Consider the following 14764-nt stretch of genomic DNA (forward strand, 5'->3'; position numbering starts at 1 on the left):
TCACTTAACATTTCAACCTATTTATTTTATCATAAATACTAGGCTACAAAAAGTCGACTTCAGAAGCTAAAGAGGTGAATACAATGAATTTGAACGAACCAACAGAAGAAAATCTGGAATTTATCATTAACGATCTAGCTGAAGAGCTTCAGATCATTAACCGATCAGTCGTTAAACCTGACAACTTTGACCTATCAAACTATCAAGATATTAAGGACCTTTACGACATGGTGAAGGCAAAAGGCCAAGTGAGTGTTCCAGAAATTCATGCAATCATTGATGAATTAAAAAAATTTCGGAAGAACTAACTTCATTGAGATATTTATCATGCGGATGTCTTCTCCATTGAGACACCCTTTCGACGTCCTTTCGAGGTGGAATTGCTTCGTTCGGGTGTTGAGAATTTCCAAATCGTTATTTCACAAAATAAACTCCATTCCCTTATCCATATTGGGAATGGAGTTTATTTTCAATTCACTGTTCTGGTTGCTTCAGTGCAGTTAAACAACGTTCAGCCGCACGTTGCTCAGCCTCTTTTTTTGAGCGGCCTTTACCTTCACCACAATGACGGTCCTCTATAAAACAAGCGGCAACGAATTGCCGATCATGATCAGGTCCAATTTCATTGACGATTTGGTAACTGACTTGTTGGCCTTGTTTCTGAACAAATTCTTGTAAAGAACTTTTGTAATCCATCGCATGCGAAAAAGCACCCACTTCAATTCGCGGAAATACATTCGACTTCAAAAAATTGAGTGTGGCATCAAAATTTTGGTCTAAATATAATGCGCCGATGAATGCTTCGAAGACATCCGCCAATAGTGCAGGACGACTTCTGCCACCTGTCGCTTCTTCGCCTTTTCCGATATACACCAGTTGATCCATTCCTAACTGAACGGAAAACTTATGGAGAGAAGGCTCACAAACGATATTGGCACGAAGCTTCGTCAGTTCTCCCTCACTCATTAATGGATACCCACGGTACAGATACTGAGAAACAGCTAGTTCCAATACAGCATCGCCGAGGAATTCAAGGCGCTCATTATCTTTGATTTGACTTTTTCGATGCTCATTCGCATACGATGTGTGTGTAAATGCTTGTTTGAGTAATTGCTCATTCTTAAATGTAACGTTGTATTTTTCTTGAAATGATTGGAGGTCCACTTGACTCACCTTTTCTAAATTGAAAGTTAATCTTACTGTATTGTATAACGAAATCGTGCTAGGAGACAAAAGGAACGTCCTGCTCTCAAAAGAAATAACTGACCCCTTTCCAAGTAGTTAGGGGCCAGCAGTTTTATTATTGGTTGCTGTTTATGTAGTTAACAGCATCACCAACGGTTTCAATTTTCTCTGCATCTTCATCTGCAATTTCCAAATCAAATTCATCTTCTAATTCCATGATTAATTCAACAACATCTAAAGAATCTGCTTCAAGGTCGTCTTTAAATGAAGCATTTTCTGTAACTTTGCTTTCATCAACATCCAATCGTTCAACGATAATATTCTTTATACGATCAAATACGTCTGCCATTCACGTCACCTCCCTTCAAAGGTTGCATGTTTATTAAAACATATAACTACATAACCATACCACCATCAACATGAATTGTTTGGCCAGTCATATAATCTGATTCCTCGGAAGCTAAAAATTTAACCACATTAGCCACGTCTTCTGGGTCTCCCAGTCGATTTAATGGAATCATGTCATACATGCTTTGTTTTTGTTCATCGGTCAACTCATCTGTCATTTCAGTTGAAATAAAACCCGGTGCGACCGCATTCACGTGGACATTCCGAGTAGCTAATTCTTTAGCGACTGATTTTGTCATGCCAATCACACCTGCTTTGGCGGCAACATAGTTCACTTGACCCGGATTTCCGCTCACACCAACAATGGAAGCAAGATTGACAATTTTTCCAGCTCGTTGCTTCATCATTTGACGGGTGACGGCTTTCGTGCAATTAAATACACCTTTTAGATTCGTATCAATGACTTGATCGAACTCTTCCTCTTTCATACGCATAAGTAAATTATCACGTGTAATCCCCGCATTATTGACAAGGATATCTAAACTTCCGAACGTATCAATCGTTTCTTTTACCATTCGCTTTACATCATCAGTGTCAGCAACATTCGCTTGAACAGCGATTGCCTCCTGGCCGAATGACTTAATTTCTTCGACTACGGCTTCTGCTTTTTCTTTACTTCCAGAGTAGTTAACGACAACATTTGCACCATTTTTACCTAAATTAAGTGCAATTGCTCTACCAATTCCTCTTGAAGCACCGGTTACAAGAGCTGCTTTTCCTTCAAACATTTACGCTTCCTCCTTCGTCCAGTCGAGAAATTTATCAAAGGTATCTACGTCTTGGACAGCAAAAACCTTTGCACGACGATGAACTTTTTTCACTAAGCCTGAGAGCACTTTTCCGCTGCCGACTTCAACGAATGCATCTACATCCTCTTCCAACATATTTTCGACAGTTTGTGAAAATTGAACTGGAGAGTAAAGTTGTTCAATCAATAATTGCTTAATCTCATCACTTGTTGTAACTGGCTTTGCGTGAACGTTCGCATAAACTGGAATATTGGCTTCTTGGAAGTTTACTGAATCCAACACAGCTTGAAATTCAATGCTGGCTGGTTTCATTAACGCTGAATGGAAAGGTCCGCTTACATTCAATGGCAATACTCGTTTTGCACCGTTCTCTTTCAATTGCTCACTCGCTTTTTCAACTCCAGCTACACTACCAGAGATCACAATTTGACCAGGGCAATTATAGTTCGCGATGTTGACAACGTCACCCGCTTCCGTAACTGCATCGGTTACTTGGCGAATCTCTTCATCCTTCATCCCCAGCACAGCTGCCATCGTGCCTTCTCCAGAAGGTACAGCCTTTTCCATTAATTTACCGCGTTCATGGACGACTTTAATGGCGTCTTCCAAGCTTAAAACACCTGCAGCATATAATGCACTGTATTCTCCTAAACTGTGACCAGCCACTAACGCTGGCTCAACACCTTTTTGCTTCAACTGATCATTAATCACTGCACTGATCAATAATAAAGCTGGTTGAGCATTTTCCGTCTTTGTCAACGTTTCATCAGGACCGTTCAACATTAAATCACTTAAAGAATAGCCAAGTACATCATCTGCTCGTTGAAATGCATCTTTCACTTCTTGATTTTGATCAAAGAAACTTTTTCCCATTCCGACCGTTTGTGACCCTTGTCCGGGAAAAAGAAATGCCAATTTACTCATCCGACCCCTCCTCAGTTTGCAGTTTTTTCACTTCTTGAGTAATCGCGTCAATCACCTGCTCATCGACTAGCTGACGTGTCTGTCTGATTGCATTAAAAATCGCCCGATCGTTTGATGATCCATGTGCCTTAATGACTGGCGCTGCAAGTCCAAATAAACCTGCTCCACCATATTCTGAGTAATCCAGTCGATCTTTCAATCCTTTTAGATCCGTCTTGACCATAGCGGCTGCAATCTTTGTTTTCGTACTTTTCATAAATACATCTTTGACCATAGAAAACAACGTAGAAGCTGTTCCTTCAACGGTTTTCAAGACAACGTTCCCAGAAAAACCGTCCGTTACAACGACGTCCGCCACACCATCAAGCAGATCGCGCGCCTCAACATTTCCAATGAAATTCAAGTCCGCTTGCTGTAAAAGTTCAAATGCTTTCTTCGTTAATTCCGATCCTTTTTGTTCTTCAGTCCCGACATTCAATAAACCTACGCGCGGTTGATCGATGCCACGAATTTTTTTGGCATAAATGGATCCCATTATTCCGTATTGCAGCAAATGATTTGGTTTCGCATCGACGTTGGCTCCGACATCCAGGAATAAAAATCCTCCGCCATTAACGGTTGGTAATGTCGGGCTCAATGCAGGTCGTTCAATCCCTTTGATTCGGCCAACCTTAAACAACCCTGCACTCATGAGGGCTCCAGTATTTCCAGCTGAGATACAAGCATCTGCTTGTCCTTCTTTAACTGCTTCAGCCATTAAAACCATCGAAGCATTCTTTTTGCGACGAACTGCTCGCACCGGTTCATCTGTGCTTTCGATTTTTTCATCGGTATGAACGATGGAAATTCGTTCATGTGACTCATTCATAAAGGGCTTAATCTGGTTTTCATCACCATACAACGTGATTTCAAGTTCTTCGTACTCTTTGACTGCTAATAAACTTCCTTTGACGACCGCTTCAGGTGCATTGTCGCCACCCATTGCATCAATTGCAATTTTCATCAGCTAATACTCCTTTATCAATCCGTTGAGCGATACATTTCGAATGTCCCCGAAAATACAAGTTCTTTTTCAACATGGCTATTCACTTCAACGGTAGTTCTTTTTTTATCGGTATGGATTACTTTTGCTTTTGCGACAACCCGCTCATTTAAACGGACAGAACGTTTAAATTGGATGGAAGCATTGACAGTCAATGCTAATTCATCATCAATCACGGCTACACATAACGAGTTAGCCTGTGCGAATAAATGGTGTCCACGGGCAATATGGTTTCTTGAAAAAACATGCTCCGCTTGGATATCTAAAATGGAGATTGCGGACTGATCTAATTCAAGATCAATCACTTCACCAATTACCTCATCTGCGGGAAGTGCTTTTAATGTTTCATCCCAATTTTCCTGAGCAACAGATTCAATTCTTTTTCTTACTTCAGGGATTCCCAGCTCCATACGGTCTAACCGAATCGTTTGAATGCTGACCTGAAATTGTTCCGCTAACTCTTCATCCGTAATAAACGGGGTCTGTTCAATAGCTTGATTTAATTGTTCTTGTCGATCTTTCTTTTTTAATTTCATTTGATGCTCCACCGTCCAGTATTATGACTAGGTCCTAATAGTAATATATAATACAGAACTCATTGTTGCAATGATTTTTTAAGCAATTCTGTGACTCACTCCATTTTATGAACTTGTCCGTTAAACAAGATAAAAATGAATGATGAAATAAAAATGGCTGGGACAAAATCTCTTAAGTTGACTCAGATACGAACATTCTAAATTAGCGTGTCGGAAATAACCGCTTCGGAAATATACTCCGCTTTTACCCACAGGGCATAAGGCGACATCTGCGATAAATCGCAGTGTCTTCTATATCGCGGGCAGCTGTTGAGCCTCCTCGTGCTTCGCACTGCGGGGTCTCACCTAGGCTTTTCCTCCCGACGCCCAGGACGGGCTAGTGTCAACGTTGGCCACAGGACGTGGCCGCATTTAGTTGACCGCAGAAGTCTCCGTATATTTCCTACGCTAAGTTAGATTGGTATTCGTGATTCTGAGTTCATAACTTTGATTTGTTCCAGCCGTCATTCTATAAATCAATTAATCAAAAATCCTCTCTTGAATTAGTGGATCTGAGAGAATCATTTCTTTCAATACACGGTATTCAGGTTCTTCGATCAAATTATCTTGAATAATTCGGACAGCGTCCTTTCGTGCAACTTCCAACGCCCGGAAATCCTCCGTCAAATCTGCAACTTTGAATTCGGGCAAACCGCTTTGTTTTTTGCCAAAGAAATCTCCTGGTCCACGTAACTTCAAGTCGTGTTCTGATAACTCGAATCCGTCAGTCGTCTCTGTCATCACGCTCATTCGTTCTCTACCTTGTTCTGTTTTCGGGTCAGCCATCAGGATGCAATAACTTTTGCTGCTCCCCCGACCAACGCGTCCTCTTAGCTGGTGTAATTGTGCTAATCCGAATCGCTCAGCGCCATAAATCAACATCATGGTCGCATTCGGCACATTGACACCAACCTCAACGACAGTGGTTGATACGAGCACTTGAGTTTCATTTTCCGCGTAAGCTCGCATCACTTCTTCCTTTTCATCGGGATGAAGTCTTCCGTGCATGAGTCCAACTTTTACCGAATCAGGCATCCATGCTTGCAATTGCTCATAAACTTCAATCGCATTCGATAAGTCTAGTTGTTCAGATTCTTCAATGAGTGGACAAATGACATAGGCTTGGTGGCCATCTTGGATTTCTTTCAACATAAAAGCCAAAATACGTTCTAGCATATTTTCCTTTACCCAATACGTTTCAATCGGAATTCTTCCGGATGGCATCTCATCAATCGTCGATACATCCATATCACCAAGTGCAGTAATCGATAGTGTGCGAGGAATTGGTGTGGCTGTCATGAATAAAACATCCGGTGTAACACCTTTATCTCGCAATGTTTTACGCTGCTCCACACCAAAACGATGCTGCTCGTCAATAATAATTAAGCCCAATTGATCAAACACAGTATCATCTTGGATTAGCGCATGTGTCCCAATCAATAAATCAATCTCTCCACTTTGTAATCGCTCTAATTTTTCGCGTCGTTTTTTACCTTTAATTGAACCGGTTAATAACTCGATTGATAAATGGTCACCGAGTAAAGACTGTAAAGATTCTGCGTGTTGTTCAGCCAAAATTTCTGTTGGGACCATCAATGCTCCTTGCTGACCGGATAACGCTGTTGCATACAAAGCAATTGCAGCAATAATCGTCTTTCCGGAACCAACGTCGCCTTGAAGCAATCGGCTCATCCGTGATTCACTTTTCAAATCGGTTAAAATCTCGTCCAACACACGTTGTTGACTATTCGTTAGCTGAAATGGCAGGGATTGAATGAATTTGTCTAATTGATTCTCGTCATATTTTTTGACGAGCCCTTCCATCCGTTTTTTGTTTTCTTTTCGAATCCACTGCATTTTCAGTTGAAACAATAATAATTCCTCATAAATCCAACGTCGGCGAGCGTGCTTCAAACCTACTTTAGAACTCGGCTGATGAATTTCACGGATCGCTTGCTGTCTTCCGGGTATTTTATATTCCTTTAAATACTGATCTGGCAGTAATTCTTCGACTTCAGAAAGCGAAGCCTTCAATGAATAAGAGATCCACTTTTTTAGTTGGTTCGTCGTAATATTTCCTTTTGTCGAATAAACAGGCTGAATCGTTTGGTCTTCAAAACCTTTTGGATGATACTTATGTACCGTTATTTGCAGTCTTCGTTCATCCCATTTTCCTGTTAAGGTAACTTGTTCACCTGGAATGAGTTTATCTTTCAAGAAATTCTGATTGAAAAAAACCGCTTTTACTGCAACATGACCAATCGTAAGTGTGCACGTTAATCTAGACTTTTTCCGTCCATAAAATTGCACATATGGTTGTGATGCGACGATTCCTTGGATGGTAGCAACTTCATCGTGTGCAATTTCTGTGAGTGGTTTCAGTTCATGAAAATCATAACGAAAAGGAAAGTGGAAGAGTAGATCCCCCACTTTTTCAATGTTCATCTGTTGTAGTTGTTCGGCTGTTTTATCTCCGATGCTTGGTATATTGGTTACTGGTTCCTCAATCACTTATTACCCTTCTTTCGATGCTGCAGCTGGACCGAAAACTTTCGCTGCAAGTGCTCTTCCTGTTGGTGTTGCCGCAAGACCGCCTTCACCCGTTTCGCGAAGTGTCGATGGCATTGATTTTCCGATTCTAAACATTGCTCCGATGACCTCATCACACGGAATACGGCTCGTTACACCTGCTAAAGACATATCTGCTGAAACGATGGCTTGGGAAGATCCCATCGCATTCCGTTTCACACAAGGTACTTCTACTAGCCCTGCAACAGGATCACAAACAAGGCCGAGCATGTTCTTAAGTGTCATCGCCATTGCTTCAGCTGATTGCTGAGGACTTCCGCCTGCCATTTCGACGGCAGCTGCACTTGCCATCCCCGCTGCTGATCCGACCTCTGCCTGACATCCACCTGCTGCACCGGAGATCATCGCATTATTAGCAATCACTTGGCCAAAAGCTCCCGCTGTGAATAAAAAGTTAATCATTTGCTTTCGCGTTGGATTCAGTCTTGGTTTCAAACCAAATAACACACCCGGAACACATCCCGCACTTCCAGCGGTAGGTGTTGCACAAATCGTGCCCATCGCTGCATTCACTTCATTCGTTGCAACGGCTTTACTAATGACATCGAGTACTAATTCACCAGATAATGTATTGCCTTTTTCCATATAATTTTTCAGTAGTACAGCGTCGCCACCTGTTAAGCCAGAGGTCGATTGCACACCATTTAATCCATCTTCAACGGATTTTTCCATGATGTCCAGGTTACGTCCCATCTCTGCAAAAATTTCTTCCCGTGGTTTTCCGGTTTCTTCAACTTCTTGTCGAATCATTACTTCAGCAATAGGGATATTATTTTCTTCGGCTGCCTGAATCAATTCACTAACGTTTTTAAATAACATGCTGTTTCCCTCCCCCTTATTCTTTATTCCGAAATAGAAATAACGCTTAAAATATGTTCACAGCCTTCCAAATTTTCCATAATCTCATCTGGAATCCGTTGATCGGTTTCGATAATCATCATCGCCTCTTTTCCTTTGTCACGACGAGATACTTCCATATGACCGATATTAATTTTGTTGTCTGCCAAAACGCTCGTCACAGATGCAATGGCACCGTGGCGATCATTATGCAAGACAAGGATTGCCGGATTTTCACCGCTTAATCGCAGTTCAAATCCATTAATTTCAGTAATCTCAGCCTTTCCTCCACCAATCGAAATGCCAACGAGTTCGAAATCGCTTTCATCATCCCCGATTTTTATACGTGCTGTGTTCGGATGATCCGAAGCTCCTTCTTCTTCGATGAATTCAACCGTCAGCCCTGCTTCTTCCGCTAACTGGAAAGCTTCTCTAATGCGTTCATCAAATGTGTCAAAATCCAATAACCCACCGACAATCGCTACATCCGTACCGTGACCTTGATACGTTTTTGCAAAAGAACCATACAAAAGGATTTTGGCCCATTTTGGTTGACGTCCATATAATTGACGCGCCATCTTTCCAATTCTTGCAGCTCCTGCAGTATGTGAACTTGACGGACCAATCATTACCGGACCAATTACATCAAAAACCGATCTAAACTTCATAAGGCACCATCCTTACTTATTGTCTTATTCTTATTTTACCAAGAAATACGGAAAAGCCCAACCTTATTCGGCATAACAGAAACAAAATCATTTGCATTGACAGTCTACGTACCTATATAATGTCTTTTGGGTTTCATCCCGGGTGGGTCGAGGGTTATTTAAAAAGAAGGAAAATAATGAATAGAGTAAATAATAATTGGGGACAAGAGATCTCTGCTGGTTTAATTGGCTACTTAACGACTGTCTATATTGTCGTCGTCAATAGCGCCATCTTGGCAGACGCTGGGTTAGACATGGAATTTGGTATGATTGCTACCATTCTAGCGAGTACGCTCGGTTGTTTATTGATGGGATTTTGGGCAAAGCTGCCACTCATCATCATACCTGGAATGGGTGTCAATGCGTTATTCACCTACTCCATCGTTCAACAATATGATTATTCGTATGGAGAAGGCCTAGGCGTTGTGGTCATAGCAAGTCTTGTATTCGTCATTACTGCATTCACACCAATAGGTTCTTACTTAAGTCGCTCCATTCCAACTACATTGAAACACGGAATTACCATTGGACTAGGACTATTTTTAATATTGATCGGGTTGGAAAATGCTCAACTCATTGTCAGTGGGGACCATTCCATCATTTCTCTAGGGGACCTGTCTTCACCATTTGTCATCGTGAGTTTAGTAACGTTACTGATTGGTGTGCTTTTATTTGTTAAAAATGTACCTGCCAACTTTTTGATTACGATGATTGTTGGTACCATGCTTACTTTTGTATTCGGACTTTCAGAACAGGAGCCGATTACCATTTCACTCAGTAGCATAACAGATGGATGGGTTGCGCCTGAGTTTCATCACATCGGACAAATAACATTTTGGGCAGCTGTTTTACCCCTTGCTCTTGTCTTGATTTTCGAAACAATTGGCATTCTACAAGGACAGGTTGACATGCTCGAAAAGCCTGAGCGATATAAAGTAGGCAGTAAAAGCTCTTCTATCGCTGCTTTATTTAGTGGCTTTTTCGGTACATCACCAACAATCCCGGCTGCAGAAAACGCCGCAGTAATTGCCGCGAAAGGACGAACAGGCCTGGCAAGTGTCGTTGCTGGTGTACTCTTTTTATCAACCATCTTACTGATCCCTTACATCAGCATGATTCCAGCAAATGCAATCAGTCCGATTTTAATCATCGTTGGTGTGCTAATGATGCAAAACATTAAACACATTAATGTAAATGATCTGACGGAAGCTTTTCCGATGTTCTTGATCATGTTCATGATTCCATTTACGTACAGCATTGCAGATGGAATGGCATTTGGGTTTATCGCTTATCCGTTGATAAAATATTTTACAGGAAATAAAGAAGCAACCACTCCGATTCTATGGGTGATCGCCGGATTATTTGTCTTGGAGTTTATCGTCAAGGCAACGATGTAAAAGAAAGCACCTCAGGGATTTGAGGTGCTTTCTTATAGTCTAATTAGGATAGACGTTTAAGCAGATAGACTGTTTGTTTTGATATGTTTCCTGCGCAATAACCTTTCGATAAAGATTCTAGATATGAACATGACTACGCTAAACAATACCAAGCAAACACCTATAATTAAGATGATATGGCTTAAGCTAATCGAAAATAAAATAGCGTAGACAAACGTACTTAAGATCATCCCCAATACAACGGCCACTGAGCTCCAAATGGCAATTTCTTTTAATAATAAGCGGGATATATCTTTTAAACTCCACCCAATTGAGAGATAGGTTGTAATTTCTTTTTCCCGCTCTCTTAATAAAGAATAGTTACTTTCTAACAAGGTGATTATTCCTAGAATATACGTAACTACGAGGATGATTGTATGCCAAGCATTAATCTGGACATTAACAAATTCACCTAATGCGGTTACATTGGTCGTCGTCACCGTACCTGTTAACGCCAAATAAACAATTGAATTTAAACTACTGACCAAAAACAGTTGTACAAAGGTTGTCCGAATATGTTTTTGATAAAAAGCTAAGTTTTTACTGACTAAAGAATTTTTTCTTTTGATTTTTTCACCATTCATTCGCTTCTTCCCTTTTGAACTGGTGATTTGTTTCGTATAGTAATGATTCATTACAAGCATGAAAATGAGAAATGAAATCGCTGAACAAATAAATAAGAAAAGTAAATCCCATTCCATGACTGAAAAAGCAGGGATTGCCACAACAAAAGGAACGGCTATTCCGATGCTCGTCAATATCAATAATAGATTCTCTTGTTTTCCAATTCGTCTGATATCACGATTTAACCAACCCATTTGTTGATACAAAAGAATGTCTTTTTTATTAACGACAGACCAAAAATGTGAACGATTCAGCATGTAAGTTAACACAACTAAGACAAACAATAAGCCAAGAAGCAGGTTGGTCAAACTCCACTCAGAGATAATAGTTCCAGCTGCTCCTAAAGTCGTCCACGATTCTTTGACTGTACCGATATTCTCAACGTCCATTTCCATCGTTTGCGGTGATGACCCTGCAATCTTGGTCACCATGAGACCTATCTCTTCCAATTCATCAGTGATGGCATCAATTTTCTGGATTGATTCATCCGTGTAACCCGTAATTCCAGCAACTTTAATCCGGATTGCATCAATCGGTTGATCACCTTTGACAAGGACAGAACTCTCGATATTCGTTACACCTTTAGCCGGGGGAGTAATAAAACTTCCCGGTGTCAAGGTCGGTTTCAATTCCACCTCATTGCCATTTTCATCTTTCCCGTATACCGGAGAAAATTGATAGATTCCGAGCGGACTGGATGCCAAATCGATATCCCTTTCCCCAAAATCTATGGTATCAACAGGATCGAGTATAACAACGTCTTCTCCTTGATCGGAGGCTTCTTCACTTGTCATCCCTTTCTTGATAATTTCCCGATACGTCGGAATACCGTTTTCTTCACCGGCTTGCTTGATTTGAATACCTTCACCGCTTAAATCATAACTTGGATATCCGGCTTGATAATAAATTGGGTTATTTAAGAAGTCATACATTTCAAAATAGCGTCCGCCAAATAATTCTGGATGATCAGCCAAATGGCGAACAGATCCATCTTCAAAAAGGATGATTCCATTTTGATGAAAGGACTTCAATTCTTTACCTAAGTCGGCGGTAAACTCAAAAACTTCATCTCTTGGTATGGCTTGTAAATCGTTGATGAGTAACTGACGCTTTTCTGCATATTCCGGATCAAGTAACTGATAGAAATCATGAGGATAATCATCAACTGTACTGCCTATATCATATCTTTCTCTTAATGCGACAACTTCAGTAGGTTCGATGTCAAGCGTTGCAGCTGTTACGTTGGCTTTCAAGGTGGGTGATGGACCTTCAATCTCTAGTACTGGCAATAATGGTGAGTTGGGGAATCCATTTTGCTGAAATTGATAGGCTGGGCCTCTGATGGTCTGTTCAGGATCAATTTTATCAAAAGAAACACCGACCAGTTTTTCCTCTTCCTCCGGGTCAATTCCCACGACAAGTTGATACGTGCTAGGCATTAAAAAATTTGGCGCTTCATCTTTACAATAATTCAGTAGTTCACGGTTATCCGTGAAGAATTCATATTTTGGATGAACTGGTTTACCATCTACTTCAATTCCAGACTCTAATAAATAGCACATTTGCCGGTTACCGACTGGATAAGAATTAATTCCATCTTCTGTGAAAAACGTTGTTTCATAATAGCTGCTTGTATCCAGAAACATAACACCAAAATTCGAAGTCACCCCTGTAAAATAACCTAGAGATGCGACAGGTGCGGCAATTTCGATATCTTCTCGATCTCGAATTTGTTCCCATTGCTCAATCGAAATACCACCCTGACCAAAACCAATATAGTTTTCAGGTACGATACCCAGTTCTTCCTCCAATGGATGTTGATTGCCTTCTGCTCTAACCAATAAATCATAACTGCCTCGTGCATAATGGGATATATTACTTTCTACATCTTGTTGTAAGTTGAAAACAGAATGGATGGCTACAGGAAAACAAAGTAAAATGAAAAAGAAAGCGATCATGAAAATACCAGAATACCATTTATTTCGTTTAGCCTTTAAAAAACTCAAACGATTCATGTAGGCTGCACCTCTTGTAGCCTGCCATCACGCATGTAATATTCTCTGTTACCCAACTTTCCGACTAATGGATCATGTGTTACGAGAAGAATCGTAATACCTTGTTCGTTCAATGTTTTCAATATTTCCAATATGTGGTCTCGATTGTCTTCATCTAAATTACCTGTAGGTTCGTCACATAATAATACATCAGGTTCATTTAATAACGCGCGGGCAATTGCGGTTCTTTGTTTTTCTCCTCCAGACAATTCGTTTGGTAATGCGTCTATGCGTTCAGTTAGTCCTAAGTGTCCAATGATTTCTTTAGCTTTTGACTTCAGATGTAGCTTATTTTCATACGGCCAATAAGGCATCATTACATTCTCCAAGACAGTGTACTGATCAAAGAGTCGATAATCTTGAAAAATATAACCTATTTTATTTCTTCGCATTTGTTGAAGCTCTTCTTTTGTAAAGTCACTATACTTCTTACCGTTAAATTCAACTGTGCCTTCAAAACGGGTATGTAATCCTGCCAACACATTCAATAACGTTGTTTTGCCCGAGCCTGAAGGTCCCAATATGGAAATCCAATCCTGTTTGTTAATCACCAAATCAACGTTGCTCAGTGCGAAAATTTGCTGATTTTTACCTTGTTCATATGTAACCTGAATTCCTTTAGCTTCCATGAGCATGAATTTCTCCCCTTTTTAATAGGGGCTGAGATAAATCAAAGTTATTAACTCAGAAACACAAATAACAATCTAACTTAGCGTAAGAAATATACGGAGACTTCTGCGGTCAGAAAATAAAAGAAATTCCACAAAAACCGCACACGTCCTGTGTGCAACGGGGAAACCAACACATCCTGTAGAAGTACGTCCTGTGGCCAACGTTGACACTAGCCTGTCCTGGGGCGTCGGGAGCAAAAGCCTAGGTGAGACCCCGCAGTGCAAAGCACGAGGAGGCTCAACAGCTGCCCGCGATATAGAAGACACTGCGATTTATCGCAGATGTCGCCTTATGCCCTGTGGGTAAAAGCGCAGTATATTTCCGAAGCGGGTATTTCCGGCACACTAAATTAGAATGTTCACATCTGAGTCTACTTTAAAGATTTTGTCCCAGCCTCTATTAGTCTATCTGTTTTGATAAACAGTGGCTGTGTCAACCCCTGTGATGATATAATTACTATCCATTACTCTAAGGTGAGGTGTGTAATTATCATAGTTAGTACCATACCCTAAGCTATAATACTGTTGGTGAGTCATTACGGTGCTATTCGTATTTCGGTCAATAGTTACGTATGAACGATCCGTATCTGCCGCAAAGTCAACACGCCAAGGGTTAGATCCAGTTCCCCAACTAAATGTCCAATAAGCCGTTCCACTACTGCCTTCAATTGTCTGTTCTTGCGGAGTGATTGTTGCATAACCACTTATGGTTGTAGATGATATGAGAAGAAAAAGTGTAATAGTCAAAATACTTACAATCAGCTTTCTCACTATAATCCACCTTCTTTTCTATAATATTACATTAATTATATATGGTTGTCAATTAATCGTTAAAATATTCTTAAAGTTTAGAATTAAAAAATAGTATAAACAAAAAACAGCGAGCATTCCTGATATGCTCCCTTCAAATTATACAGTTAAAAAAACTAACTTTGAAGGGGGGCATTTTTATATCTCAACGAT

General features: G+C 40.5%; 14 protein-coding genes. 2 read left to right on the forward strand and 12 right to left on the reverse strand.

Going from position 1 to position 14764, the window contains the following annotated elements; genetic code table 11:
* The first annotated feature begins 83 nt into the window (after positions 1–83).
* Positions 84–308 carry a DUF1128 domain-containing protein gene (locus KQ486_RS09925; protein WP_216687523.1) on the forward strand — a complete coding sequence of 75 codons (225 nt, stop codon included), beginning with the start codon at positions 84–86 and terminating at the stop codon, positions 306–308.
* A gap of 166 nt (positions 309–474) precedes the next feature.
* Here the strand turns inward: KQ486_RS09925 and rnc are convergent, their stop codons facing one another.
* From rnc to sdaAB, 9 genes are all read right to left on the reverse strand, one after another.
* Complete coding sequence (gene rnc, locus KQ486_RS09930) at positions 475–1164, reverse strand: ribonuclease III (RefSeq protein WP_216687524.1); 690 nt, start codon at positions 1162–1164, stop codon at positions 475–477.
* 136 nt (positions 1165–1300) lie between these two features.
* Complete coding sequence (locus KQ486_RS09935) at positions 1301–1534, reverse strand: acyl carrier protein (RefSeq protein WP_144159496.1); 234 nt, start codon at positions 1532–1534, stop codon at positions 1301–1303.
* A gap of 46 nt (positions 1535–1580) precedes the next feature.
* Entirely contained in the window at positions 1581–2321 is a 741-nt protein-coding gene (gene fabG / locus KQ486_RS09940; RefSeq protein ID WP_216687525.1) for a 3-oxoacyl-[acyl-carrier-protein] reductase, read from the reverse strand.
* On the reverse strand, positions 2322–3266 hold the full coding sequence (gene fabD, locus KQ486_RS09945; protein ID WP_144159502.1) for an ACP S-malonyltransferase: 945 nt from the start codon (positions 3264–3266) through the stop codon (positions 2322–2324).
* The gene (plsX, locus tag KQ486_RS09950; RefSeq protein ID WP_144159505.1) at positions 3259–4269 is read right to left on the reverse strand and encodes a phosphate acyltransferase PlsX; all 1011 of its coding nucleotides are present in this window, start codon (positions 4267–4269) and stop codon (positions 3259–3261) included. The genes fabD and plsX overlap by 8 nt, the downstream gene beginning before the upstream one ends.
* Positions 4270–4286: 17 nt before the next feature.
* Positions 4287–4844, reverse strand: coding sequence for a transcription factor FapR (gene fapR, locus KQ486_RS09955; protein ID WP_216687526.1), 558 nt, complete (start codon positions 4842–4844; stop codon positions 4287–4289).
* Positions 4845–5363: 519 nt separating this feature from the next.
* Positions 5364–7394, reverse strand: coding sequence for an ATP-dependent DNA helicase RecG (gene recG, locus KQ486_RS09960; RefSeq protein ID WP_216687527.1), 2031 nt, complete (start codon positions 7392–7394; stop codon positions 5364–5366).
* Between the two features lie 3 nt (positions 7395–7397).
* Positions 7398–8291 (reverse strand): L-serine ammonia-lyase, iron-sulfur-dependent, subunit alpha, encoded by an 894-nt coding sequence (sdaAA, locus tag KQ486_RS09965; RefSeq protein WP_216687528.1) that lies wholly within the window; start codon positions 8289–8291, stop codon positions 7398–7400.
* Between the two features lie 23 nt (positions 8292–8314).
* Positions 8315–8977: an L-serine ammonia-lyase, iron-sulfur-dependent subunit beta gene (gene sdaAB / locus KQ486_RS09970; RefSeq protein ID WP_216687529.1), complete on the reverse strand. Its 663-nt coding sequence runs from the start codon at positions 8975–8977 to the stop codon at positions 8315–8317.
* Between the two features lie 176 nt (positions 8978–9153).
* Between sdaAB and KQ486_RS09975 the strand changes: the two genes are divergently transcribed.
* Positions 9154–10413: an NCS2 family permease gene (locus KQ486_RS09975; RefSeq protein ID WP_246569282.1), complete on the forward strand. Its 1260-nt coding sequence runs from the start codon at positions 9154–9156 to the stop codon at positions 10411–10413.
* Positions 10414–10469: 56 nt separating this feature from the next.
* Here KQ486_RS09975 and KQ486_RS09980 read toward each other — a convergent pair whose 3' ends face one another.
* The 3 genes from KQ486_RS09980 to KQ486_RS09990 all read right to left on the reverse strand — a co-directional run bounded on the left by KQ486_RS09980 (position 10470) and on the right by KQ486_RS09990 (position 14572).
* Positions 10470–13091 carry an ABC transporter permease gene (locus tag KQ486_RS09980; protein ID WP_216687531.1) on the reverse strand — a complete coding sequence of 874 codons (2622 nt, stop codon included), beginning with the start codon at positions 13089–13091 and terminating at the stop codon, positions 10470–10472.
* Positions 13088–13765, reverse strand: coding sequence for an ABC transporter ATP-binding protein (locus KQ486_RS09985; RefSeq protein ID WP_216687532.1), 678 nt, complete (start codon positions 13763–13765; stop codon positions 13088–13090). Before KQ486_RS09985 ends, KQ486_RS09980 begins: the two co-directional genes overlap by 4 nt.
* A 441-nt stretch (positions 13766–14206) precedes the next feature.
* Positions 14207–14572: a hypothetical protein gene (locus KQ486_RS09990; RefSeq protein ID WP_216687533.1), complete on the reverse strand. Its 366-nt coding sequence runs from the start codon at positions 14570–14572 to the stop codon at positions 14207–14209.
* Positions 14573–14764 lie beyond the last annotated feature (192 nt).

Source organism: Allobacillus halotolerans (assembly GCF_018967645.1).
Lineage (GTDB): Bacteria > Bacillota > Bacilli > Bacillales > Alkalibacillaceae > Allobacillus > Allobacillus halotolerans.